The organism is Mycobacterium angelicum, assembly GCF_002086155.1.
In the GTDB taxonomy this organism is placed as follows: domain Bacteria; phylum Actinomycetota; class Actinomycetes; order Mycobacteriales; family Mycobacteriaceae; genus Mycobacterium; species Mycobacterium angelicum.
In genome coordinates this window covers 64,450-89,383 of sequence record NZ_MVHE01000015.1, presented here as the reverse complement: position 1 = coordinate 89,383, position 24,934 = coordinate 64,450, and the positions used below count along the sequence as shown (strand labels likewise).

The window sequence follows — 24,934 nt, the reverse complement described above, 5'->3', positions numbered from 1 at the left end:
CTACTGTCGTGTTTACAGTACGCGCGCTGCCGCAGGGTACCTGGCAGCCGAGTCCGCCATAGTGTTCTACTACGGCGCGGAATCCAGCGACGGGAATTGCGGCGGCCGCTTCTGCAGAAAACTCACTATCCCCTCGACGACGTCGGGCCGCGGCAGCCCCTGCCACATCAGCGCTTCGGCCTCGGCGGTGGCCGCCACGACATCGTGGCCGGCATCGCGATAGGCCTGTCGCTTAATCACCGACAATGCAGCCGGAGAACAGTTTTGGGCGATGTCCTCGGCGTACTCCATGACACGGTTCATCAGGTTTTCGGGCGCCACGACTTCCTTGACGATGCCGAGCCGCGCTGCTTCGTCAGCCAGAAAGGTACGTCCGCTGAGCAACACGTCGAGCGCAACTCCCCAACCGGTCAGACGCGGCAATATCCAGGAGATGCCGAACTCGGCGATCAATCCCCGGCGAGCGAACACCGCGGCAAACTTGGCACCGGCCGCGGCGAACCGAACGTCACACATCAACGCCTGAGTCAAACCAATGCCGACGCAGGCACCGTTAATCGCTGCTATGACAGGTTTGCGCAACTCGGTCAGGAAATGCGGCGGACGGTCGCCGACCAGATCCGCCACGCTCTTGCCGCCGGCCTTATCCAGCGAATCGCCGACGTCTGCACCAGCACCCGACGAACCCAAATGGGCCCCGGCGCAGAACGCCCGGCCCCGGCCGGTCAGCACGATCACCCGGATGGCCGGGTCGTTTTCGGCGCAGTCAACGGCCGCATAGAAGGGGGGCGCCATATCGGGCCCCCAGGAATTGAGTCGGTCGGGACGGTTGAGGGTGACGATGCCGACGCCGCTGGCCGTGGCCTCAAAAAGCACGGCCGGTTCAGTCTCGGGTGCGTTGTTGTTGCTCATCGGCAACTCCTCGGGCTTGACTGGCCGCGCATCACGGGTACGTCTGCACCCGTACTGTATACCTCTCGGTACAGCCTTCCACAACTGTCGCCCGGGCGAGTGCAACCCGATCCGATTCGGCGAATCTCGGTCCGGCGGAACGCAACTCCGCCGAGACAGGCCTAGCGGTGCACGTGTCGGCGATGCACAACGAGCCTGACGAGTCCCAGTAGAACGATCGAACCCAGCAAGCACGTCAAGAAAGAGAACAACAGGCCGCCACCGGCTACGTCGACGCCGAAGCCACGCAGCAGGAACCCGCCGATCAAACCGCCTACGATGCCGACCACGACATTGAGTACCAGGCCCATCTGCGCATCGGTTCCCATGATCTTGCTTCCGATCCAGCCGGCCAGGCCGCCGATGATGATCCAGCCGATGACACCCAAGGTGAGCATTTCGCATTCCTTCCGCCGTCGAGTATCTGGCGTATGCCCGCCGACGGGTTCCGGTAATCCTCTTAATCGACAAGCCCGATTCGGCGATATGCATTCTCCATCTGCATCTTGGCCTCCGGCGGTAACTCCGCCTGCGGTGGCCGCGAATGCGGATAAGCACCTATCGGCAGACCCAGCAGCGAAGCCGCGTACTTGAACGCACCGCCCCAATGGGTGAAGTAGTCCGATCGGCCCGGATAGCAAGTCCACCAACCACCCAGATCGATGTCGAACTGGTCCAGGCCCGACTCACGGCCGTAGTCCATGGCCTCGAGAAGTTTGTCGTTGAGAACCAGATCCCAGTACTCGGAAAACATTCTGCGCTGCGGGGTTTCGAAGAGATAGCCGGCGGTACCCAACTGCGCCGGGCAGACGATTCCATCGCGCAGCCAACCCGCGCGGTACACGGTCCTGTCACATTCCCAGAGCACCAGATCGGGTGCCAACTGATGCAGCAACCGGCTGCTTTGCGGCCGGAAGGCGCCTTCCTTGGTGGCACACACCGCGGGGATCTCGTCGTAGATCCGGGCGCTTTCGGCGGCCGTCAACACATAGCCCGACGACGGAGAATTGAACATACCCAACGCGATGTCCGTTCGTGCGGCGATGTATCTGAAGAATCGCAACACGCCCTCGCCGCCGTGGGTCTCCATCATCGGCGTCTGGATGTAGGCGATGTCGGCACCGGCCCGCTGGGCGTGCAGCGTCAGCTCCAGGCAATCTTCGGCGGTGATGGCAGAGGTGCAGGCCTGCACGACCACGTCAGGATTTGCGGCACGGCCCTCGTCGATCGCCACCTCCAACAGGCGCTTTCGTTCGTCGAGCGTCAGCGCCCAGAATTCGGCTATGCCGCTGGTGCACCACAACATCGGGTGCCCGAGATCGCCTACGCAGTAGCGCACCAACGTTCGGTATGCGTCCCAATCGATGTCGTCGCCGTCGGTTCCGCAGAAGGGCGTGTACAGCGAGTCACCGATGCCCCGCAGGGCGCCGCGCGCCCATCCCCTGGCCTCAGCTGCCGTGGCCATGATGCCCTCCTTCGCCAGGGGTCAGGTGAAATCCGAACCGCCGTCGACGTTGATGTTGGCTCCGGTCATGTAGGAGTTGCGCCGCGACGCCAGAAACGCGACGACGGGCCCGATTTCGTCCGGCAGGCCGGCTCGGGGCAGGTGTGCCGGGTGACCGAAGTGCTTGGCGATGGCGTCCATCAAGGCGTACGGGTCGTTGCCGTCGACGCCGACCGAGTTGGCCCAACCGACCAGTGACTCCGATGCGATGCTGCCCGGCGACACCACGTTCACCAGGATCTCGTCCTTGGCCAGCAACAGCGACAGATTCTTCGACACGCTCGTCAGCATCGCCTTGGCCGCGGTGTAGGCCGGCAGCACGACACTTTGCCGCTGTGTCGAGTGTGCCGAGAAATTGACCACCCGAGCCCATTTCGCGTTGCGCAGCAACGGAAGTGCCGAGCGCACACACCGCACCATGCCCAGCACGCCGTCTTCGACCGATTCGCGCCACTGGTCGTCGGTCAGGTCTTCGAAGCTGCCCGGAGCTCCCGGCCCGACGGTATTGACGAGCACATTGAGTTCGCCGTTCCATCGCCGGCCGAGCTCGGCGAAAACCCGGTCGACGGAGCTGCCCTGACGAATATCCGCGGCCAGACCTAGCGCATCCGGACTGCCGCGCGTCGTCAGCTCCTCGACCGCACTGTCCAGCGCGGGCTGCGAACGACCGACTACCGCCACCCGCGCGCCTTCGTCAGCCAGGCAGCGGGCGGTGGCCAACCCCATTCCCCGGCTACCGCCGACCACCACGGTGGCGGCGTCCGCCAGCCCTAGATCCATAACGCAATCTCGGTCCCAAGCAGGGTTACAAAAAAGCCTACGATAGGGGTTACAGTAGCAGACGGTCGATGGTCCCCGGTAAGGTTGACGGACCGCGTACCAGGATAGATCTTGATGGAGGTGCCCGTAGTGGCAAAGCAGGCAACCGCGGAGAAGCGTCAGCGACGCGAACGTGGGTCCATCAATCCCGACGACATCATCAGTGGGGCGTTCGAACTCGCCGAAGAAGTCTCGATAGACAACTTGAGCATGCCGTTGCTCGGCAAACATCTCGGCGTCGGTGTCACCAGCATCTACTGGTATTTCCGCAAGAAGGACGATCTGCTCAACGCGATGACCGACCGCGCGTTGAGCAAATATGTGTTCGCCACCCCGTACGTGGAAGCCAGCGACTGGCGCGAGACGTTGCGCAATCATGCCCGGTCGATGCGGAAGACGTTCATGGGCAACCCAATTCTGTGCGACCTGATTTTGATTCGGGCGGCCCTCAGCCCCAAAGCGGCCCGCCTGGGCGCCCAGGAGATGGAACGGGCGATCGCCAACCTGGTCGAGGCCGGACTCTCACCCGAGGACGCCTTCGACACGTATTCCGCGGTATCGCTGCACGTGCGCGGATCGGTGGTGCTGCACCGGCTCTTCGAAAAGAATCAATCCGACGACGGCTCGCGCACGATCGAGGACGCGGTGGCCATCGACCCGCACACCACTCCGCTCATCGCGCAGGTCACCGGTAAGGGACACCGCATCGGCGCCCCCGATGAGACCAACTTCGAATACGGTCTCGACTGCATCCTGGACCACGCCGGCCAGTTGATCGAAAACGCCTCGAAGCCTGCCCGCAAGGCGCCGGCCCGCCAGCGTAAAGCCCCAGCCAAGTCGGCCGCGAAGCGTTAATGGCTTAATCCGCTTCGGGTTCGGGCACGTGGAAGTGTTCGTCGCGCAGCCGGAACGCCTCCTTGGTTCCATGCTCTGCCCGGGTTTTGACGAAGTTGAACTCCCCCGGTGCGAATTGCAGGTTGGTGCCGAATGCGTGGAACAGATAGCTGGCGACTTCCTCGCCCTGGTACGCCTGGCTCTGCTCGACCAACCGGAACGCCTCCTTGGCGATGACGACGCCGTCGGCAGGCATCTTCGCCGCCTTCTCGGCCCAGTACCGGGCGCGGGCGGTCACCGAATCGGGATCGCATGTGTCAGTGAAGATTCCGAGATGCTCGATCTGGCCGGCCTCGATGATGTCACCGGTCAGCAGCAGGCGCCGCACCAGCACCGGCCCTAACCGGTGAAAGAACATGTGCAGACTGCCCAGCGCCGGCCCGAGGAAGCGGGTGGCCGGCATGCCGATCTTCGTGTTGCGCGCAATCACCGAAATGTCTGTCATCAAAGCGATTTCGAAGCCGCCGCCCAGCGCGTAACCGGCGATCTCACCGACCGTTACCTTCGGGAAGCCCATGAAGTTGTGGTAGAAGCTGAATGACTTGCGGTCCACCGTAAGTCGGCGACGCTGGCTGGGACGGCGCCGTTGGCCCGCGGCCTCCGATTCCCCGTACCAACCGTAGGCGTTGTTCATGTCGGCGCCGGTGCTGAACACGCCACCTACCCCACGCAGCAGCAGCACGGTGAGATCGTCGTCGTCGGCGACGCGGTCCAGACAGCGGGCAACGGCCTCGCGCATGGCGGCATCATAGGAGTTGCGCTGCTCGGGGTTGTTCAAAGTTATTGTGGCGATGCGCTTCTCGTGGTCAACCTGGAAAAGCACTCGCTCGTCCGAAGTATTCATGTGCTGGACTCCGTTCGCCGCGCGCCGAATTGATATCCGGCAAGCTTTTCGGGCTGCGACGCCAGCGTGGTGACCTCACCCCGGCAGAGCACTTCGCCGTTGAGCAGCAGTCGCGCGATCGCCGCGACACCCTGTTCGGTTTGCGACCGCGCGATGTCGAATTGCAGTTCGGTCAGCAGCGGCGTCGGCCGCCGAAATGTCAGCGACAGTGTGCGCGTCTTTCCGGAAAGCCCGGTGAGACAACTGTGATGCTGTATTACGCAGTCGAAGAAGACGCCGAGGAAGCCGCCGTGCACCAGTCCCGGCGGCCCTTCGTAGACCACCGGGAAGGTGACCCGGCCAGCGGCCCGTTCGGCATCGAGGCGATCGAACCGGTACTCGGGAAAGCACGGGTTGTAGGCGCCGATGTCGGTGGCGTGGTTCAGATAGACCCGGCGGGCGTCGTCGTCGCGGGCACCGATCCGCGGGGCAGGATCCGGCGGCGCGGCGGCCGCGAGCTCGCGCTCCCAGGCACCGAATTGGGCCAGCATCGCGTCCACCGCCGGGTGCGGGTATTCCAGCGAGAGCAGTAGCGAACTGAGCCGCCGGATGGCACCGGCGGCGGCGACGGTCTGGGCCAGCGGCGCCTCACCGAATCTGGCTGCGGAGCTGGGACACATATGTCCTCTCCTTGTCGGGTCTCACCCGCTTATTCCGTCGGCAACGTTTCCTTGCTAACTTATACAGCGTAGCAATCGTATTGCCTACTGTATGGGTCACCATATCGGCGCAGAAAGGCCGGATTCGATAGTGGGTCACGAGGCCGACTCGGCCGGGACCGAGGGTTCGGTGACAACGCGCCGCGATGGCGCGGTGCTGCGAATCACGCTCGATCGCCCGTCGCGACGTAACTCGTTGACTGCAGCGATGATTGAGGCGTTCGTCGCCACGCTATCCAAGGCCGCCACCGACGACTCGTTGCGCGCTGTGCACATCCGGGGTGCGGGCGCGGACTTCTGTGCGGGCGCCGACTGGGTGGCCACCAACAGCGGCGAGGGACAACGTCCGCGCGCCGGGGATCTGGTGCGCCGTATTCCGCATGCCGCCCATCGCGTGATCGAGCTGTTGCACACCCTCCAATTGCCGGTGGTGTGCGGCGTGCAGGGCTGGGCCGTGGGCATGGGCTGCAATCTGGCGCTGGCCGCCGACTTCACTGTTGCAAGCACCGATGCCCTCTTCTGGGAGCCCTTTGTCGACCGTGGGTTCAGCCCGGATTCGGGGGCCACCTGGCTGCTGCCCCGCCTGATCGGCCTGGCCCGCGCCCGGCGGATGCTGCTGCTCGGGGAAAAGGTGAACGCACCTGAAGCCGCCGACTGGGGCCTGATTCACCAAGCCGTAGCCGAGCAGCAACTCGACGAGACGATAGAAGAGTTGTTGTCCCGCCTATCCAGCGGGCCGACGGCTGCGATCGGACTGGCCAAACAGGCGCTGCATCTCGGACAGCACGCGACGCTGAGCCAGTCCCTGACCCAGGAGCTGTTCAACTTGGAACTGTCCTGCCGGACAAGCGATTTCAAAGAGGGCCTGGCGGCCTTTCAGCAGCGGCGTACACCGAAGTTCCAGGGCCGGTGAGCATGCCCGGATTCGACACCATCAGCTACGGGGTGGACGGGCATACGGCCACCATCACGCTCAATCGACCGGATGCGCTCAATGCGCTGAGCCCGCACATGATCACGGAATTGCGGGCCGCCTACGACGAAGCCGAAAACGACGACCAGGTGTGGCTGACCATCGTCACCGGCACCGGACGAGCGTTTTGCACGGGAGCCGACGTCAAAGCCATCCCAGGCGACGGCAAGGTGATCTACGAGCACCCCTATCTGTCGACCTACGAACAGTGGGAGGCACCGCAGGAAGGTACGCCGCCGTTTCGCCGAATGGCCAAGCCGCTGCTGACCGCGGTCAACGGGTTGTGTTGTGGCGCCGGACTGGACTGGGTCACTACGTCAGACATCGTCATCGCATCCGATCGGGCCACCTTCTTCGACCCGCACGTCAGCATCGGTCTGGTCGCCGGGCGCGAGATGGTGCGGCTGGCCCGGGTACTGCCGCGCTCTGTCGCGCTGCGCATGGCGCTGCTGGGCAAGCACGAGCGGATGAGCGCAGAGCGCGCCTTCGAGCTCGGATTGATCAGCGAAATCGTCGAGCACGACCGCCTGCTGGAGCGGGCCCATGAGATTGCCGGCATTGTGAATTCCAATGCGCCGCTGGCGGTCCGCGGGACGCGGCTGGCCATCCTCAAAGGACTGGACTTGCCGCTGCACGAAGCCGAGATGCTCGCCGAGGCCTTTCGCGAACGCGTATTGCGGACCCAGGATGCAGTGGAGGGTCCGAAAGCGTTTGTGGAGAAACGCCAACCCGATTGGCAATGCCGGTGAAGTTCGACAGGATCCAGCTCGACGTCGATGCCGCGGACCATGTCGCGACCATCACGCTGAATCGGCCCGAGCAGCTCAACGCGTTCGACCGCACCATGTGTGTGGAGATGGGGCAAGCGTGGCGCATCGTCAAGCTCGACGAGTCCGTTCATGCGGTGGTCCTGAGGGCGGCCGGCCGCGCGTTCAGCGCTGGTCTTGATATCAAGGCACCCTATGGTCAGCCCGAAAACGTCTGGAATCACGAGGATCCCGGCGAATCGCTGAGTCCCAAGTGGCAGAAGATGTGGAAGCCGGTGGTGTGTGCCGTACAGGGGATATGCACCGCGGGTGCGTTCTACTTCCTCAACGAATCCGACATCGTGATCTGCGCGACGGATGCTACGTTCTTCGATTCGCACGTGTCGGCCGGCCTGGTTTGCGCGCTGGAGCCGATCGGGCTGATGCGCCGCATCGGGCTGGGTGAGACGCTACGAATAGCGCTGATGGGCAACGACGAGCGGGTCTGCGCCGACACCGCGCTGCGGATCGGTCTGGTCTCGGAAGTTGTTCAACCCGAACGGCTATGGGCACGGGCGCACGAGATCGCCGCGGCGATCGCGGCCAAGCCCCCGTCGGCGACTCAAGGCACCGTCAAAGCGATCTGGGAATCCTTGGACAAACCCTACCGGGCCGCCCTGGACCAGGGCCTGATCTATACCCGGTTGGGCAACCCGCTCGGAATAGCGGAGCTGGCGGCCGGCCAGGCTCCCGCGCGTGAACCGAAGATCCGGTGATGCATCCGCTGAGCCGGCGCATCGCCGAGGTGCTCGATCTGCAGCCGGATGCACCCGCGATCGAGTATGGCGACCAATGGTTCTCGTGGCGCCAGATCCGGGTCGCGGCAAGCCATGTCGGTTCGCAAGCGAAAGAGCCAGAGGTCGGAATCCTGTTGCGCAACCGGCCCGCCCATGTTGCGGCGTTCCTGGGCGTGCTGCTGCGCGGCGGAACTGTGGTGACCATCAATCCTGCTCGCGGGGACGATCGCACCAGGACCGACATCGCCGGGCTGCGGCTGCCGGTGATCGTCGGCGAATCCGACGATTTGGCCTCACTTGCTGCTGCTGCGCCCGGCCCCACGCGGCGGGTTACGGTGTCCATTTCGGCGCTCTTCGACCGCGTTGACGAACCGGCAGCGGTATCGGTACCCGGCCGCTGGGAAGTGGCGGTGCGGATGCTGACCAGCGGCACCACCGGGCCGCCCAAGCGAATCGGCCTCGGCTACGACATGCTGGCGCACAGCGTGCTGGGCGCCGACTATCGGAACACACCGGCGCCCACCGAACTGCGCCGCGGCGTAGCGATCGTCAATTCGCCGCTGGTGCACATCGGCGGCGTTTTTCGGGTACTGCAATGCGTCACGGCGGGCAGGCCATTCGTATTGCTGGAACGATTCGAACTCAACGCCTGGACCCAAGCGGTGCGCAAGCACCGCCCCCGCGCGGTGTCGCTGGTACCGGCGGCGCTGCGCACGGTATTGCACTCTGATCTGTCCCGAGCCGATCTGGCCGGCATCCGCGCCGTCACCTGCGGCACCGCGCCGCTGTCGGCCGAGGACGCCGACGCCTTCACGCAGAAGTACGGCATCCCGGTGCTGACCTCTTATGCGGCCACCGAATTCGGTGGCGGCGTCGCCGGTTGGACGCTTGCCGACCACCGGCAGTACTGGCGAGCCAAGCGCGGCAGCGTCGGCCGCGCCAATCCCGGCGCGCAACTGCGGGTGGTCGACGATGACGGCGCCGCCCTACCGCCGAATCAGGTGGGCCGGCTGGAGCTCAGGCCCGGGCAGCTTGGCCCGTCGGCGGATTGGCTGCAGACCACGGACATGGCGCGCATCGACGCCGACGGCTTTCTCTGGATCGTGGGGCGAGCCGACCAGGCCATCATTCGCGGCGGATTCAAGGTGCTGCCCGACAACGTTCGCACCGCCCTCGAGGGCCACCCCGCCGTCGCCGGCGCGGCCGTTGTCGGACGTTACGACGAGCGGCTCGGCGAAACGCCGGTGGCCATGGTGGAACTGCGTCAAGCCGGGTCGACCGGCACCGGTGAGTTGGTCGAGTATCTGCGAACACGCCTGGCGGGTTACGAGATTCCGGCCGATATCGTTGTCGTCGACGCGATGCCGCGAACACCATCCGGCAAGCCCGACCTGGGCGCCATCCGAAGCTTTTTCAGCGATACCACCAACCATGGCTCGTGACACGCTTGCCGAAGTCCTTCGCCACCAAGCCCGTTCGCGGGCGGGCCACCCACTGCTGGTGTGCGACGAGGATCGGATCAGCTACGCCCAGGCCGATCGCCGTTCGGCAGAGCTGGCCCGCGGCCTGATCGCGCTTGGGGCCGGCAAGGGCACCCGGGTGGGGCTGCTGTATCCCAATGGCAGCGATTTCGTGGTGGGAATGCTGGCGGCGGCGCGCATCGGCGCGATAGTGGTCCCCTTCTCCACCTTCGTCACCACACGTGAGCTACGCGAACAACTCGTCGACGGCGACGTGCAGATCTTGTTGAGCGCGAACCGTTTTCGTTCCCACGACTATCGAGAGCGGCTAACGCAGTTGCTCGGTCCGGAATTCGACCACGCGGATCGGCTGTTCTGCGCCGCCGTACCGCAACTGCGCCGCGTCGTCACATCCGATGCCAGCCGGCCGTACCGCCACGCCGCCGAGGCGGCGAAGGTGCGAGGTTTGGAAGACGATGTCGACCCCGCCGACGTCCTGGCGATCGTGTACACGTCGGGGTCCACGAGCGCACCCAAGGGCGTGGTACACACGCACGCCGCGCTGCTGGGCCACCAGCGCAACCTGAACACGATCCGCGGATTGACGGCCGACGACAGGTTGTTCTGTAATTCGCCGTTCTTCTGGATCGGTGGATTCGCGTTCGGGCTGCTTGCCACGCTGATCGCCGGGTCCACCCTGGTGTGCTCCAACGCCACCGATGCCGGCGCGACACTTGACCTGCTTGAATCCGAAAGACCCACTATGACAAACGGTTTCGTAGCGGGCATCGCGCACCTGGCCGACCATCCCAGCTTCGCCCGACGCGATCTGTCGTCGATGCGCCGGGGCAACCTCTATCCGATCATGGCGCCCGATGTCCAGCCGGCGGATCCCGAACTGCGCCACAACATGCTCGGGATGACCGAAGCCGGCAGCGTCCTGCTCATCTGCGAGGACGAATCCGACCAACCCGAAGAGCGACGCGGGTCCTACGGCAGGCCGGCGCCCGGATTCGAGACCATGATCCTGGATAGCGGCGAGCTGTGCATCCGCGGGCCCTACGTCATGCAGGGGTACTACGGGCGCAGTCGCGAAGAATGCTTCGACTCAGACGGCTGGTTCCACACCGGTGATCTGGTTCGCGCCGACGGCGAAGGGTTCATGTACTTCCTGGGCCGGCGCAGCGGAATGATCAAGACCGCGGGCGCTAACGTGTCGGCGGCCGAGGTCGAAAATGCATTGGCCAACCTCGGGACAACGGCTCACGTGGTGGGCATTCCAGACGCCGAGCGGGGCCAGTTGGTGGCCGCCGTCGTCGTCCTGCCCGATGGCTCCGACACCTTCGACGAAGGGGCGCTGCGGGCGGGACTCAAAACGCAGTTGTCGGCATACAAGATCCCGAAGCAATTTGTCGCGCTTCCTCGTGCGGCGCTACCGCTGTTGTCCAGCGGCAAGGTCGATAGGCGGCGCCTCAAGAGGCTCTTCGATGCCTGACACCATCGACCGATTGGTGCGGTCGCAGGCCGCCGGCCACGGCGGAAAGCCGATGGTCATCGACCCGTCCGGGCGGCTCAGCTACCGCGAACTCGACACGGCCACCATGGATTTGGCGGCGGTTTTCGTCGATGTCGGAGTGGGCAAGGGCACCAGGGTGGGCCTGGTCATGCCCAATGGCACGCGCTGGGTGCAGATTGCCATCGCACTGACACGTATCGGCGCAGTTCTCGTTCCGTTGAGTACGTTGTTGCGCCCGGCCGAACTGATCGCGCAGTTGCGGGTGGCCGCGGTGCAGGTCCTGGTGAGCGTCGAGGAATTCCGCGGGCACCGCTATCTCGACGACCTCCGGCAAGCCGAGTTGCCGGCCCTGACAGCGGTGTGGCCGGTCGGCCGACTCGCCAATTCGGTTGCAGCCGAACAGGCCCGCCGCATCGTCGATGCCATGACCGAGACGGTTCACGAAGACGACCCGCTGACCATCATCTTCACCTCGGGCAGCAGCGGAACGCCCAAAGGAGTCGTCCACTCCCACGCCAGCGCGTTGGGCGCGGTGCGATCAAGTCTCACGGCGCGCTGCATCACCGCAGACACCCGGCTGTATCTGCCGATGCCATTTTTCTGGGTCGGCGGGTTTGGCAGCGGAATACTGTCGGCGCTGCTCGCCGGCGCCACACTGGTGACCGAGGAAATCCCGCGGCCCGAGACGACACTACGGCTGCTGGAAGCAGAGCGAGTGACGCTGTTTCGCGGCTGGCCCGATCAAGCCGAAGCACTGGCGCGCCACCCCCACCGGGCGAGCGTTGACCTTTCGGCATTGCGGCCCGGCAGCCTCGAAGCGCTGCTGCCACCCGAGCAGCGGGCGCAGCCCGGGGCACGCGCGGTCCTGTTCGGCATGACGGAGGCTTTCGGCCCCTATTGCGGCTATGCCGCCGATACGGATATGCCGCCGGCGGCCTGGGGCAGCTGCGGAAAACCCCTCCCCGGCATGGAAATTCGCATCGTCGATACCGACACCGGCGTCCCTGTTCCGGCCGGAACCGTCGGCATGATCCAGATCCGGGGACCGCACACGCTGCGCGGCATGTGCCGCCACAGCCGCGAAGACCTGTTCACCAGCGACGGCTTCTACCCCACCGGCGACCTCGGCCGGCTCACCGACGAGGGCTTTCTCTTCTACCACGGCCGGTGCGACGACATGTTCAAGGTCAGCGGGGCGACGGTCTATCCCGACGAGGTCGAGCGGGCGCTACGCACCATCGACGGCGTCGACAACGCCTTCGTCACCGATGTGCCCGGCGCTTCGGGTCAAAGGGTGGCCGCGGCGGTGATCTGCCGCACGCGAAACGCAGACCAGTTGCACGGGGCGGCAAGCGGGCTGCTGAGCAGCTTCAAGGTGCCGACGGTGTGGTTGTTGCTGGACTCCGACCGCGAAATCCCCCGCCTTGGCTCGGGCAAGGTCGACATGCGACGGCTGCGCGAGATGTTGATCGAGGCGAACCGGCCTCATGGCACCCGCGTCCAGGGCTGACAGTTCTGCGATTCGAAAGCCTTCACGGAGGTGTTGACATTGGCGAACATCGGACCGACAGAGATGTTCGTCTGAAGTACGTGCTCTTTATTCGCATCAGGTGTGCTGTAGGTAAGAGCCCCGGTGCAATGTCAGGGCCGACGATGAAGATTCCGTTCCCCGGTATCGGGTCCAGCGGGTCAGCCATCGCCGGCGGAGACAGGATGATCGCCGTCGAGAAGGCGATGAGTCCCGCAGTGGCACCAACCGCACGTCTAAGACGCATTTGCGCTCCCTGTCATTGGTTATTCAGGCCGATGTCTCGCCATCGCGCGGCACCGCTTGGACCACCACGCCGTGGGCGACGAGGTGCTCGATCAACGGAATTGCACTGGCAGCCAGGTGTTCTGACATCGCAGCGCGGGCCAACTTGTCGTCGCGTTTCTTCAGTGCCGCCAACACCCGCCGATGGTCCTTGGTCGCCTGGCCCGGCCAGTGCGCGATGGTGGGAAACACCGATTCGGGCGCGTAGCGGGTGATCTGTGACATCAACTGAGCAAGCTTCGGCGAGTTCGCCGCGACGTTGATGGCCCGGTGGAATTCGTGATTGAGCGCGACCGCTCGCTCCTCGTCGCCGGCGGCATAGGCCTTCTCCAGCTGAGTCTGGATTTCGTTGAGCGCGCGCAACTGGTCGTCGCTGATATTGATCGCGGCCCGGGCGGCAAGCTCGCCACCAACATGCGCTTGCACGTTGGCGACGTCACCCAAATCCCGTTCGGTAAGCGGCAGCACCACAAAGCCTCGCCGGGGTTGTTGGGCGACCAGGCCTTCGGCGCGCAGCGCGAAGAGCGCCTCGCGCACCGGCGTCACGCTGATGCCCAATTCTGCGGCCAATTGGTCCAGGCGGACGTACTTTCCGGCGGCGTAGGTGCCGTCGAAAATCCGTTTCCGGACAAAGCGGGCAACGTCTTCGGCGAGTTGTGGCCGGGCGGCGAAATCCGGGACGGTCATCACGTCAGACCTGGTACTCGGCCAGTAATCGCTTGCTGATGATCGACTTCTGGATTTCACTGGTGCCCTCACCGATGAGCAGGAACGGCGCATCGCGCATCAACCGCTCGATCTCGTATTCCTTGGAGTACCCGTACCCGCCGTGGATCCGGAAGCTCTGTTGGGTTACCTCTGAACAGTATTCGCTGGCAAGGTATTTCGCCATGCCGGCGGCCACGTCATTGCGCTCTCCTGAGTCCTTCAGCCGCGCGGCGTTGACCATCATCAGATGCGCCGCTTCGACTTTCGTCGCCATCTCGGCCAACTGGAACGCGATCGCCTGGTGCTCGGCGATCGGCTTGCCGAAGGTGTGGCGCTGCTGGGCATAGCGCACCGCAAGCTCGAAGGCGCGCAGACCGACCCCACATGCGCGCGCCGACACATTGACCCGGCCCACCTCGATGCCGTCCATCATCTGGAAGAAGCCCTGCCCCGGTGTGCCGCCGAGAATGTCCTCGGCGGCGGCCCGGTAGCCGTCGAAGATGAGCTCGGTGGTCTCGATGCCCTTGTAGCCCAGCTTGTCGATCTTGCCGGGAATTCTCAGCCCGGGCACCACTTCGCCGTAGCCGACGGGCTTTTCGACGAGGAACGCCGTCAGATTGCGGTGCGACTTCTCCGCACCTTCGTCGGTGCGCACCAGCACCGCGATCAGCGTGGAGGTGGCGCCGTTGGTCAGCCACATCTTCTGACCGTCGATGGTGTACGTGCCGTCGGGGTCGCGCCGCGCCCGGGTTCGGATCGCGGCCACATCGGAGCCCAGCTCCGGCTCCGACATCGAGAACGCGCCGCGCGTCTCGCCGGTGGCCATGCGGGGCAGGAAGCGCTGCTTCTGTTGCTCGGTGCCGTGCTGGCGCAACATGTAGGCGACGATGAAGTGCGTGTTGAGCACCCCCGACACGCTCATCCAGCCGCGGGCCAGTTGCTCGACGCACAGCGCGTAGGTCAGCAGCGACTCCCCCAGGCCGCCGTACTCCTGCGGGATCATCAGGCCGAACAGGCCCATCTCGCGCATCTGGTCGACGATCTCTTGCGGATACGTGTCGCCACGTTCGAGTTCGGCCGCGTTGGGGATCACTTCCTTTTCGACGAATTGCCTTACCGTGGCGATGATCTCGGTTTGAAATTCGGTGAGGCCAAGTGTCTGGGCGAGTTTGGTCATCGGCTTTCATTCCCTATCGTGTTGGCACTCGTCAAACGTGCGATGTCGGCGGTGGTCAAACCCAGAAGCCGGGTGAGCACGTCGGCGGTGTCCTGCCCCAGTGCGGGTGCCGGCGCGCTACGCGGGTGTGCACCGTCGAAGGCGGTGGGTAGGGCAGGCGCCAGATAGTCTCCGACACCTGGCTGGTGCAATCGGGCGAACAGTGGATTGGCGGTCACCTTGTGGTCTGCCACCACCTCGGCGAAGGTGCGATAGCGCTCGAACAACACCGTGGTGTCCGACAGCGCCGCGCTGATCTCGTCGGCCGTGTGCTCGGCGAACCAGACGGTGAATAGGCCGGTGAGCGCGTCGCGGTAGCGGTACCGCTCGCCCTCGGTCCCGAAATCCACCCCCAGCGCTTTGGCCAGCGCCGACACCGCGGCACCGGCACCGGTCACGTCGACCAAGTCACGAAAGTGCCTGCCGGTCAACGTCACAACCATGAACGCGACGCCGTCGCGGCTGGTGAAGTCCTGGCCGTACTGGCCGTAGACGGCGTTGCCCAGGCGAGGCCGCTGCGTGCCGTTCACCTGAGGCTCGGTCAACAATCCCAGGTTGCCCGCCGTCGCCAGCGCGACGTCTTCCAGGGCCAGGCTGATGCGCGCCCCTGCCCCGGTCTGCTCGCGGCGCCGGACGGCGGCGACGACGGCAAGCGCGGCATACAGTCCGCAGCACACATCCCAGGCCGGCAGCGCGTGGTTCACCGGACCGGCGTGGTCCACCGGGCCGGTGATGAACGGGAATCCGGTCGCCGCGTTCACCGTGTAATCGACCCCGGTGGAACCGTCGCCACGCCCAAGCAACTGCAAGTGGATGACATCGGGTCGCTTAGCCGCCAGCACATCGTGGCGCAGCCAGGTCAAGCCGGCTGCGTTGGTCACCACGATGCCATCGCCCTCGGCGATCAGCCGCTGGACCAGTTCCTGGCCTTCGGCCGAACGCAAATCGATGGTGACCGAACGCTTTCCCTTGTTCAATCCGGTCCAGTAGATCGAGGTCCCGCTTGCCGCCAACGGCCAGCGCTGGATGTCCGAGGCGCCGCCGATCGGATCGACCCGGATCACATGTGCGCCAAGCTGACTCAGAGTCATCCCGCACAGCGGCGCGGCCACGAAGCTGGACACCTCGACAACGCGAATGCCGCTCAGCGGCAACGTGTTCACGTGACCCGCTCGAAGATCGCGGCCAGCCCCTGGCCGCCGCCGATGCACATGGTCTCCAGGCCATAGCGGGCCTGGCGGCGGTTGAGTTCGCGCGCCAGGGTCGCCAGCATCCGGCCGCCGGTCGCACCGACCGGATGGCCCAGCGAGATCCCCGAACCGTGCACGTTGGTGCGGTCACGATCGGCGACGCCGAACTTCCACTCGCGCATCACCGCAAGCGCTTGGGCGGCAAAGGCTTCGTTGAGTTCGATGAGGTCAATATCGCGCAAGGTCAATCCCGCTTTGGCCAGTGCGGCCTCGGTCGCCGGCACTGGGCCGATGCCCATTATGTTGGGCGCCACCCCGGCCTGGCCCCAGGACACCATGCGGACCAACGGCGTCAACCCGTACTCGGCCGCCTTCTCCGGTGTGGTCACCACACACATGGACGCCGCGTCGTTCTGCCCGCTGGAATTGCCGGCGGTCACCGTGGCATCTGGATCCTCTTTGACCAGAACGGGCTTGAGTTTTGCCAGCGATTCCACCGAGGTGTCGGCGCGAGGATGCTCGTCGGTGTCGACCGGCTCCTCGCCCTGGCGAGTGCGTACAGCGACGGGGATGATCTCGTCGGCCAGTACCCCGTCCCGGTGCGCGGCAACCGCGCGCTGGTGGGAGGCCACCGCGAGCTCGTCCTGTTCCAGCCGCGAAATGCCGTACTGACGGCGCAGATTCTCAGCGGTCTCCAGCATCCCGCCCGGGACCGGGTAGTTGCGGCCGCCCGCGGTGGTTCGGCCGCGCGCCAGCCCGTCATGTACCCGTACGCCGCTGCGCGCGCCACCCCAGCGCATGTCGGTGGAATAGAACGCGACGTTGCTCATGCTTTCGCAGCCGCCGGCGATGACGAGGTCGTTGGCGCCGGAGTTCACCTGCAGGCAGGCCTGAATCACCGCCTGCAGCCCCGACCCGCAGCGACGGTCGACCTGCATGCCGGGAACCGTTACCGGTAGCCCCGCATCCAAGGCCACCACCCGGCCGATCGCCGGTGCCTCGCTGCTGGGATAGCAGTGGCCGAGGATCACGTCCTGCACGGCATCCGGTGCGATCCCGGTGCGCTCCAGCAGGCCCTTCAGTGCCGCGACACCGAGGTCAACGGCGCTGTGCGACTTGAACATTCCGCCGTAGCGGCCGATCGGTGTGCGTACCGGTTCACAAATGACGGCGTGGCTCATATGTGTCGGCCACCGGTGACTTCCATGACGGTCCCGGTCATATACGAGGACAGATCGGATGCCAGGAACAATGCGACACTGGCCACCTCGCTGGGCTCGCCGGCGCGGCCCATCGGGACTTCGGCCTCCTTCTGATCCCAAATGCGTTGCGGCATGGCCTCTGTCATGGCAGAACGAATCAGCCCCGGCGCGATGACGTTGACCCGCACACCGAGATAGGCAAGTTCTTTGGCCGCGGCCTTGGTCATCCCGATGATTCCGGCCTTGGCCGCGGAGTAGTTGGTCTGGCCGATCATGCCGACCTTGCCCGATACCGAAGACATGTTCACGATGGCGCCCCGCTTTTGCTCCCGCATGACGGCCGCCGCGAGCCGGGTGCCGTTCCAGGTGCCCTTGAGATGCACGTTGATCACCTGGTCGAATTGCTCTTCGGTCATCTTGCGCATGGTCGCGTCGCGGGTGATCCCGGCGTTGTTGACCATGACGTCCAGACCGCCGAAACGCTCAATGGCGGTCCCGATCAGCGCCTCGACCTCGTCGGCAAGCGTCACGTCGCAGCGCACGGCCAGCGCGACGTCGGGACCTCCGAGTTTCTGGGCTGCAGCCTCGGTGGCTTCGAGATTGACGTCACCGATCACCACCCGGGCTCCCTCTGCGATGAATCGTTCCGCGATGGCGAATCCGAGGCCCTGTGCGCCGCCGGTGATCACTGCTGTCTGTCCGCTGAGCAACCCCACCTGTATCCCTCACTGTCTCGGCACCCGGACGGGCACGCAGTCGTTCCAATATCATATTTCATATAGGATCTTGCTCCGAAAGGAGTGTCCGCCGATGAGCACTGCTGATCTCCCCGAGGTATCCGACGAGGACTTTCAGGAGATCCTGGCCCAGACCCGTCAGTTCGTCCGCAGCGCCGTAGTGCCGCGCGAGCAGGAGATTCTCGACGCCGACCGGGTGCCCGACGACTTGCGCGAGCAGGCCAAGAAGATGGGGCTGTTCGGTTACGCGATTCCGCAGGAGTGGGGCGGACTCGGCCTGAATCTGATGCAGGACGTCGAGCTGGCGATGGAGCTGGGCTACACCTCGCTGGCGGTGCGGTCGATGTTCGGCACCAACAACGGCATCGCCGGACAGGTGCTCGTCGGCTTCGGCACCGACGAGCAAAAGGCCCGCTGGCTGGAGCCGATGGCCTCCGGCGATGTCGTCGCCTCCTTCGCGCTGACCGAGCCCGGCGCGGGATCCAACCCGGCCGGGCTGCGCACCAAAGCCGTTCGGAACAAAGGTGATTGGGTAATTTCCGGCCAGAAGCGGTTCATCACCAACGCGCCCGTCGCCGACCTGTTCGTGGTATTCGCGCGTACCAGACCGGCCGACGATCGCGGCGCCGGCATCGCGGTGTTCCTGGTTCCCGCCGACGCACCCGGCGTCGCGGTCGGCATCAAGGACGCCAAGATGGGCCAGGAGGGCGCCTGGACCGCCGATGTGAATTTCACCGATGTGCGGATTGGCCCCGGCGCACTGATCGGGGGCGAGGAGGACATCGGCTATCGAGCGGCGTTGACCTCCCTGGCCCGGGGCCGAGTCCACATCGCGGCAATCGCCGTCGGCGCGGCCCAGCGCGCCCTCGACGAATCGGTGGCGTATGCCGCCACCGCGACGCAGGGCGGCACCCCGATCGCCAATTTTCAGTTGGTCCAAGCGATGCTGGCCGACCAGCAGACCGGCGTGCTGGCAGGTCGCGCTCTGGTCCGCGATGCCGCACGACAGTGGGTCACCGGTGCCGATCGACGAATCGCCCCGTCCGCGGCCAAGCTGTTCTGCACCGAAATGGCCGGCAAGGTAGCCGATCTCGCGGTCCAGATCCACGGCGGCAGCGGATACATGCGCGGCGTTCCGGTCGAACGCATCTACCGCGACGTGCGTCTGCTGCGCCTTTACGAAGGCACCAGCGAGATTCAGCGGCTGATCATCGGATCGAATCTGGTCAAGGCTGCGCAGCGATGAGCTCGAGGGTGCCCAGATCGCGGATAGCCTGACAGCCGCGCCGCAGCATGGTCAGGACCATGTCGTCGCCGCGCTCGGTAGCGGCGGCGAAAGCGAAACCGAATGCCGCGATCAGCAAGGCTTGCGGCGTTCCGAGCCGGTAGTCGCGCCAACAGGTTTCCCGGTCATAGTCGGTGACGCCGTAGCCGACAAGCGCCCGGTGATACGCGTCGACGAGCTCTCCTTCTATTGCCGAGCGCAGCTGCGAGTCGAGGCTGGTTGCGGTGAAGTACGCGAGATCCCTTGCCGGAAGCCCGATGCCGAGCGTCTGCCAGTCGACGACGCTCACCCGGGTGAGATCGGGATCGAACAGCAGGTTGTCCAGACGATAGTCACCGTGCAGTAAGGAGAACCGCCCCCGCTCGGCAAGCAGCCACGGCGTCACCGAACTCATTGTGGCGACGAAGGTCTCGCGGTCTTCGCCGAGCATCCGATCGCCAAGCTTGGCCAGGGTGATGTCGGCGCTCATCTTGGCCACCTCGCCCAGGCCCTGCGCGGACGGCTCGTCCGGGAGCGGGAACGCGATACCGGGCAGGTCCAGCCATACCGGGTCACACCAGCTGGGCCCGTGCAACCCGGCCAGGGCCGTTACCGCCAGCCGGGCCTCCTGCTCGCCGCAACCCAGCAGCTGGTCGCCCTGCACCGCTGGCGCCTGATCGGCCAGTAGCAGCGCGAATTCCATTGCGTCATCGGTGATCTCACAGTAGTAGCACTGCGGCGCGGGCACCCGCATCCGATCGGCCACCGAGGTGTAGAACGCACACTCGCTGCGATAGCCGATGGCAACCCGGTCGCGCACCGCATCGTCCTGAGCGGGCAGCTTGATGACGAAGGTTTGCGGCAGCCCGCCGGGCTCGGTTTCGTAGCGGGCCGTCACCCGGTAGGTGGCTCCGGTCTGTCCGGTGCCGATTGCCACCACATCGGCCGCGGCGACCTCGACCGGCGTGCCGCGCTGGCTGAGCACCGTCGATAGCCACTCCGCGGTTACGTCGGCGGGGTAGCGCGGGATCGACAACAAGGCACTCATGCCCCCGACTGTAAGTCATACGGCATGAGTTTCGGCAGCTGTCCCCTACTCCGCGAGTATCCGCCATTCGGCGGCTTCGTGCTGTTGGCGCCAGAACTCGCTGAAACGGCCGCCCGCGTCGAGCAACTCGTCCACCGCGCCGTCCTCGACCACGCGGCCGTCCTCGATGAACAGGACCCGGTCGGCATGGCGAATGCTGGCCAGGCGGTGGGCGACGATCACCCTGGTGTGCGAATGCGGATCGGCAGTGAGCGCATCGACCACCGCGACCTCGTTCTCGTTGTCCAGCGCACTGGTCGCCTCGTCTACCAGCAGGATCGGCGCGCCTTTGAGCAGAGCGCGCGCGATGCTGACCCGTTGCCGTTCGCCGCCGGACAGCGCCGAGCCGGCCTCGCCGACGATCGTTTCGACGCCGTCGGGAAGCCGCCCGGTGAGCTCGTCGACGCGGGCCAGCTGGACTGCCCGGGCGAACCGGTCGTCGTCGGCCGCGGGATCGCCGGCGAACACGTTTTCGCGGATCGTGCCGTGGAAGAGGTAGGGATGCTGGAATACGACGCTGCTCGCCGAGCGCCGCGCTTCGGGATCGAGTGTGGCCGCGTCGACACCGTCGATGAGCACGCGCCCGCGAGACGGCTGGTGCAGTCCTGCGATCAGCGCCAGCACGGTGCTTTTGCCCGAACCCGACGGCCCGACGATCGCCGTCGCGCTGCCGGGCCGCAACGAGAAGCTGAGGCCGTCGAGCACCGGGCTGGCCCCGTCGTAACTGAAAGAGACATCGTCGAATTCGATACGCGGGGCCGCGGCGCCGTCGCGCACTGTGGCGTCCCCGGCGTCCAATGCCGGTGCGGTCAGCACCGAACGGATGCGGTCCAGCGTGGCGCGGGTGCTCTCCAGGGCGGGTGCGAGCTCGCTGACGGTAGTGAACGGTTCCAGGTATCGGGCCATCACGACGATCAATGCGATGGCCTCGGGCACCGTGACCGTGCCGGCGACGGTCAGCGCCGTGGTGGCTCCGGCTAGCAAGATCAGCGCGAGCTGGCTGGCGATGCTGAACAGTAGCTGCCCGGGAATCTGCATGCCCAGCAACCGGATCGTCGCGCTGTGCTGGGCGCTCAGCGCAGAGCCGACCAAACTGCGGGCCGGCTCGACGCGCCGCGCGGCGCGCAACGCCTGCTGGGTTCGGGCGAACTCGATGATGCGTTCGGTGAGCGCACTGTTGGCTTCGCCGGCCGCGGCATCAGCGCGGCGGGTCAGGCGTACCGAGGCCCACAGCGAACCAAGCAGCAACGGCACGCCGGCCAGCGCAGCCACTCCGAGCTGCCAGGAGATCGGCAACAGGGCCAGCGCGATGACCGCCGGCAGCAGGATTGCCGTGAGCAACGGCGTCAGCAGGTTGACCACCAGGCCAACCAGCTCGGGTCCGGTCGCGGCGATCGCTTGCCGTGCCGTGGAGGTGTTGTCCGGGGTGAACCAATCCAGCCGCACATCGGGCAGCCGGTCGGCCACGTCGTGCTGGGTGTGGTCGAGTACCGCGAAGCCCAGATCGAAGCCGATCCGCGCGGTGATCGTGTCGACCACCCAGCCCGCGACGGTCGCGATCGTGAGCCAGACCAACCACGCGAGTGCATGTTTCGGGGTGCCGCTGAATAACGCGCCGACCAGCGGGACCAGCAAAACGGCAGCCACGGCGCGCAACACGACGGAGACGAGCGCGAGCACGGTGTAGGTGATCACCTTGCCGCGGCGGTCGGCCGGAACCAGGCTTATCCAGGTGCGGATCACCGCGCGCCCTCCCGTACTGCGGCTACCGGCCTGCTTTGGCCGGTCTCCCAGAGGCGGCGGTAGCGGCCATCGGCGGCAAGCAACTCCTCGTGGGTGCCGCGTTCGGCGATCCGGCCGTGATCAAGGACGATGATCTGGTCGGCTCGGGTGATGGTGTGCAATCGGTGCGCGATCACCAGCACGGTGCGATCCCTGGTCAAGCGGTTGAGTGCTTGCTGCACAAGGTATTCCGATTCCGGATCAGCATAGGCGGTGGCTTCGTCGAGGATCAGAATCGGCGTATCGGCGAGGATCGCGCGTGCAATGGTCAGACGTTGTCGTTCCCCACCCGAGAGCCCACTGCTTGCTCCCAGCACGGTGTCGTAGCCGTCGGGCAGTCGCAGCACCCGGTCGTGGATCTGCGCCTGTTTGGCGGCTTCCTGGATCTGTGCCGCGGTGGCGTCCGGGGCGGCCAGGGCGATGTTCTCGGCGACGGTGCCGTGCACCAGTTGCGTTTCCTGCAGAACGAAGCCGACCCGCGTGTAGAGCTGGTCGGCTGTGAGCGACCGAATGTCTTGTCCGCCAACTTCTATGGCCCCTTGCTCCACGTCGTGGAATCGGGCCAGCAGGGCGGCGAGCGTGGACTTTCCCGATCCGGACGGACCGACCAGCGCGGTGACGGTGCCGGGCCGCAGGTGCAGCGACAGGTCGTGGATCACCGGGACACCGGGACGGTAACCGAAGCTGACACCATCGAATACCACCGTTGCGGCGGGATCTGGTCGGGAAGCGTCAGACGGCTGATCCCGCACCGTGAGTTCAGGCTCGTCCAGGGTGGTTTGGAGACGCCGGGCGGCCAGCACGCCACCGCGAATGCCGCCGACACCGTAGGCGATGCCGAGCAGGCGGGATCCGAAAGTGGTGCCTAACAACAAGAATGGCAGCAGATTCACCGGATCCATCGCGTTGCCGACGACCAGCAGCGTGCCGGTGGTCGCGATGAGCCACAGGAAGGTGGATGGACGGGTGGCCAGGTCCATCAGCGTCTTCTTGCCGGCGAGCGGGCGCTGCCAGGTGACCAGGAAGCCGACGTACTCGTCGAGGCGCTGGCGGAAACTCGATGCCGCCGCACCGCCGAAGACCCGAATTACCGGCTGTCCCTCCAAGTAAGCGCCGGCTTCGGTGTTCATTTTCTCGGCCCACCGCTGCGATTGCGCGATGCGGGGACCGGACGCAACCATGAGCGCCGACGACGTCACCAGATAGACCAGCACCGGCCCGAACAGCACGAGCGCGACCCGCCAGTCGACGACGAACAGATAGACCAGCACCGCCACCGGCGCGACCACCGCATTGACCGCGTCCGGAATGGCATGGGTGACCAGATAGTGCAGGGAGAGCGTGTCGTCCTGCACCAACTGCTTGATCGACCCAGAGCCACGCGCGGTGAACCAGCCCAGCGGTAGCCGGGACAGCTTACCCAAAAGCCTTGAACGCAAATCACTTTCAAACCGGGCGTCGACCACGTGCAGCCACAACGTCAGCGCGGCACCGAGAATCGCGCCCAGTCCCAGCAGCGAAACGGCCGCGATTCCGACGTTCCACAACCGGGACTCATCGGCGCCCGCGATCAACAGGCGGGCCAACTCGACCAGCAACACGAACGGCGCCAGCTGCACCAGGGTGACCACGGCTTGCAGCACTCCGGAAACGATGAGCGCCCAGCGCAGCGGTGCCAGCAGCTGACCGGCGGCCTGGGCCCGCCAGTTCCCGCGCGCCGGAGCCGCTGCTTCAGCCGGTTCCTCATGCGGTGCAACGGCTTTCGGGTCAGCATCCCTCGACTCGCCGTCGCGGCGGGTGCCCATCTCGCGACCGGCGCTCCAATAGGCTTGCGCGTGTACCTCGGATTTGGGGAATCCGAACGCGTCGCGCAGCCGCTTCCGGACATTCTTGAGCGCGGAGGCCTCCGGTGTAGCCCAGGCATACCAATTCGACCAGTCCCGGCTCTCGATCGCGGCGGCTAGGGATTTCTCGTCGCGGCGGGTGATCCAGTGCACCCGCAGCCGGGGATGGCGCGCGATCGGGATGAGTGTGTCATCGTCGTGGTGCTGCTCGAGGTACATCTCGATCGGGACGTCACCCGGGATCGTTCCCACGATGCCGTTCATCCCGGGGATGGACGCCGAGTCGCCGATGAGCAGGTAGCCGGCCGGTTGCTCGTCGGGAGGGTCGAAGCGGGATGAGCCCATCAAACACATGACCGCGATCGTGGCGCCGGGTTTGACGGTGCGAGCCCAGGTTGAGGCGGGGCCGGCCGGGTCGTGTAACACCACGTCGACGGCGAAACGGCCCGCGGGGACGTCGGCTTCCGAAATCGTGTAGGCACGCTGGAATTCGGTATTGGACCCGGCGGGGTCGGGGAACCAGAAGCGCAACCAGGCGGCGGGCTCGGCCTCGGCATCTTCGAACAGCGTCGGCGATTCCATTCGTATTCGCACGAAATGTGGTGCGATCATTACGGTTTCGATCACCGTTGCGATGTGGTCGCGCGCGCCGAAGCCGCGCAACATCGCGCCCTGCAACCCGCGGGCCATCAACGATCCTCTCCTGGAGCCACACGTTGTCCATCGCGACAAGTGGGTGGTGGTTCGCCGGCGCGCGGCGTCATCGTTCTTGCATCTGCGGACGCCCCGGCAAGCTATCCACCAAACTAAGGGTTGCCTTACCAAAGGTCAAACTTGGTCGCTCGGCAATCCCGGCCCACGGTAACCGGCGTGAGTGGGGCGAGCGGTG

At 65.6% G+C, this 24,934-nt stretch carries 22 protein-coding genes and 1 pseudogene; 8 read left to right on the top strand and 15 right to left on the bottom strand.

Annotated features, from left to right (window positions below):
* Positions 1 to 69: 69 nt before the first annotated feature.
* The 4 genes from BST12_RS12675 to BST12_RS12660 all read right to left on the bottom strand — a co-directional run bounded on the left by BST12_RS12675 (position 70) and on the right by BST12_RS12660 (position 3,235).
* The gene (locus tag BST12_RS12675; RefSeq protein WP_083113468.1) at positions 70 to 912 is read right to left on the bottom strand and encodes an enoyl-CoA hydratase; all 843 of its coding nucleotides are present in this window, start codon (positions 910 to 912) and stop codon (positions 70 to 72) included.
* Between the two features lie 161 nt (positions 913 to 1,073).
* Positions 1,074 to 1,349, bottom strand: a complete 276-nt coding sequence (locus BST12_RS12670; RefSeq protein WP_083113467.1) for a GlsB/YeaQ/YmgE family stress response membrane protein — start codon at positions 1,347 to 1,349, stop codon at positions 1,074 to 1,076.
* Positions 1,350 to 1,411: 62 nt separating this feature from the next.
* Entirely contained in the window at positions 1,412 to 2,416 is a 1,005-nt protein-coding gene (locus BST12_RS12665) for a dihydrodipicolinate synthase family protein (protein ID WP_083113466.1), read from the bottom strand.
* 21 nt (positions 2,417 to 2,437) lie between these two features.
* Positions 2,438 to 3,235 (bottom strand): SDR family NAD(P)-dependent oxidoreductase, encoded by a 798-nt coding sequence (locus BST12_RS12660; RefSeq protein ID WP_083113465.1) that lies wholly within the window; start codon positions 3,233 to 3,235, stop codon positions 2,438 to 2,440.
* A gap of 114 nt (positions 3,236 to 3,349) precedes the next feature.
* Between BST12_RS12660 and BST12_RS12655 the strand changes: the two genes are divergently transcribed.
* Positions 3,350 to 4,129, top strand: a complete 780-nt coding sequence (locus BST12_RS12655; RefSeq protein WP_083113464.1) for a TetR/AcrR family transcriptional regulator — start codon at positions 3,350 to 3,352, stop codon at positions 4,127 to 4,129.
* Positions 4,130 to 4,133: 4 nt separating this feature from the next.
* Here the strand turns inward: BST12_RS12655 and BST12_RS12650 are convergent, their stop codons facing one another.
* On the bottom strand, positions 4,134 to 5,012 hold the full coding sequence (locus BST12_RS12650; RefSeq protein WP_083113463.1) for an enoyl-CoA hydratase/isomerase family protein: 879 nt from the start codon (positions 5,010 to 5,012) through the stop codon (positions 4,134 to 4,136).
* Complete coding sequence (locus BST12_RS12645) at positions 5,009 to 5,671, bottom strand: hotdog family protein (protein WP_083113462.1); 663 nt, start codon at positions 5,669 to 5,671, stop codon at positions 5,009 to 5,011. Before BST12_RS12645 ends, BST12_RS12650 begins: the two co-directional genes overlap by 4 nt.
* 91 nt (positions 5,672 to 5,762) lie before the next feature.
* On the opposite strand from BST12_RS12645, the gene BST12_RS12640 reads away from it, so the two are divergent.
* The 6 genes from BST12_RS12640 to BST12_RS12615 are packed head-to-tail and all read left to right on the top strand — an operon-like array spanning position 5,763 to position 12,712.
* Positions 5,763 to 6,623 (top strand): enoyl-CoA hydratase/isomerase family protein, encoded by an 861-nt coding sequence (locus tag BST12_RS12640; RefSeq protein WP_083113461.1) that lies wholly within the window; start codon positions 5,763 to 5,765, stop codon positions 6,621 to 6,623.
* Positions 6,624 to 6,625: 2 nt separating this feature from the next.
* Positions 6,626 to 7,432: an enoyl-CoA hydratase/isomerase family protein gene (locus tag BST12_RS12635; protein ID WP_083113460.1), complete on the top strand. Its 807-nt coding sequence runs from the start codon at positions 6,626 to 6,628 to the stop codon at positions 7,430 to 7,432.
* Positions 7,423 to 8,205: an enoyl-CoA hydratase/isomerase family protein gene (locus tag BST12_RS12630; RefSeq protein WP_083113459.1), complete on the top strand. Its 783-nt coding sequence runs from the start codon at positions 7,423 to 7,425 to the stop codon at positions 8,203 to 8,205. The genes BST12_RS12635 and BST12_RS12630 overlap by 10 nt, the downstream gene beginning before the upstream one ends.
* Positions 8,205 to 9,668, top strand: coding sequence for a class I adenylate-forming enzyme family protein (locus BST12_RS12625; protein ID WP_083113458.1), 1,464 nt, complete (start codon positions 8,205 to 8,207; stop codon positions 9,666 to 9,668). Before BST12_RS12630 ends, BST12_RS12625 begins: the two co-directional genes overlap by 1 nt.
* Positions 9,658 to 11,181 (top strand): class I adenylate-forming enzyme family protein, encoded by a 1,524-nt coding sequence (locus BST12_RS12620; protein ID WP_083113457.1) that lies wholly within the window; start codon positions 9,658 to 9,660, stop codon positions 11,179 to 11,181. Before BST12_RS12625 ends, BST12_RS12620 begins: the two co-directional genes overlap by 11 nt.
* Entirely contained in the window at positions 11,174 to 12,712 is a 1,539-nt protein-coding gene (locus BST12_RS12615) for a class I adenylate-forming enzyme family protein (protein ID WP_083113456.1), read from the top strand. Before BST12_RS12620 ends, BST12_RS12615 begins: the two co-directional genes overlap by 8 nt.
* Here BST12_RS12615 and BST12_RS33375 read toward each other — a convergent pair.
* From BST12_RS33375 to fabG, 6 genes and pseudogenes are all read right to left on the bottom strand, one after another.
* Positions 12,688 to 12,977 (bottom strand): annotated as a pseudogene (locus BST12_RS33375) (Rv1352/Rv1906c domain-containing protein). The gene BST12_RS12615 and the pseudogene BST12_RS33375 sit on opposite strands and share 25 nt — an antisense overlap.
* Before the next feature lie 23 nt (positions 12,978 to 13,000).
* Entirely contained in the window at positions 13,001 to 13,702 is a 702-nt protein-coding gene (locus BST12_RS12605; protein ID WP_083113494.1) for a GntR family transcriptional regulator, read from the bottom strand.
* Positions 13,703 to 13,706: 4 nt separating this feature from the next.
* Positions 13,707 to 14,900, bottom strand: coding sequence for an acyl-CoA dehydrogenase family protein (locus tag BST12_RS12600; RefSeq protein WP_083113455.1), 1,194 nt, complete (start codon positions 14,898 to 14,900; stop codon positions 13,707 to 13,709).
* Positions 14,897 to 16,102, bottom strand: coding sequence for a CoA transferase (locus tag BST12_RS12595; RefSeq protein WP_083113454.1), 1,206 nt, complete (start codon positions 16,100 to 16,102; stop codon positions 14,897 to 14,899). The genes BST12_RS12600 and BST12_RS12595 overlap by 4 nt, the downstream gene beginning before the upstream one ends.
* Complete coding sequence (locus BST12_RS12590; RefSeq protein WP_083113453.1) at positions 16,099 to 17,310, bottom strand: acetyl-CoA C-acetyltransferase; 1,212 nt, start codon at positions 17,308 to 17,310, stop codon at positions 16,099 to 16,101. Before BST12_RS12590 ends, BST12_RS12595 begins: the two co-directional genes overlap by 4 nt.
* Positions 17,307 to 18,047 (bottom strand): 3-oxoacyl-ACP reductase FabG, encoded by a 741-nt coding sequence (fabG, locus tag BST12_RS12585; protein WP_211281265.1) that lies wholly within the window; start codon positions 18,045 to 18,047, stop codon positions 17,307 to 17,309. Before fabG ends, BST12_RS12590 begins: the two co-directional genes overlap by 4 nt.
* A gap of 94 nt (positions 18,048 to 18,141) precedes the next feature.
* Here fabG and BST12_RS12580 point away from each other — a divergent pair, with 94 nt between their 5' ends.
* Positions 18,142 to 19,314 (top strand): acyl-CoA dehydrogenase family protein, encoded by a 1,173-nt coding sequence (locus BST12_RS12580; RefSeq protein WP_083113451.1) that lies wholly within the window; start codon positions 18,142 to 18,144, stop codon positions 19,312 to 19,314.
* Here the strand turns inward: BST12_RS12580 and BST12_RS12575 are convergent.
* From BST12_RS12575 to BST12_RS12565, 3 genes are read right to left on the bottom strand one after another with little or no spacing between them, the layout of a single operon-like run.
* Complete coding sequence (locus BST12_RS12575; protein ID WP_083113450.1) at positions 19,295 to 20,380, bottom strand: phosphotransferase family protein; 1,086 nt, start codon at positions 20,378 to 20,380, stop codon at positions 19,295 to 19,297. The two genes, BST12_RS12580 and BST12_RS12575, sit on opposite strands and share 20 nt — an antisense overlap.
* A gap of 45 nt (positions 20,381 to 20,425) precedes the next feature.
* Complete coding sequence (locus BST12_RS12570; RefSeq protein WP_083113449.1) at positions 20,426 to 22,162, bottom strand: ABC transporter ATP-binding protein; 1,737 nt, start codon at positions 22,160 to 22,162, stop codon at positions 20,426 to 20,428.
* Positions 22,159 to 24,735 (bottom strand): ABC transporter ATP-binding protein/permease, encoded by a 2,577-nt coding sequence (locus tag BST12_RS12565; protein ID WP_083113448.1) that lies wholly within the window; start codon positions 24,733 to 24,735, stop codon positions 22,159 to 22,161. The genes BST12_RS12570 and BST12_RS12565 overlap by 4 nt, the downstream gene beginning before the upstream one ends.
* Positions 24,736 to 24,934: the final 199 nt, after the last annotated feature.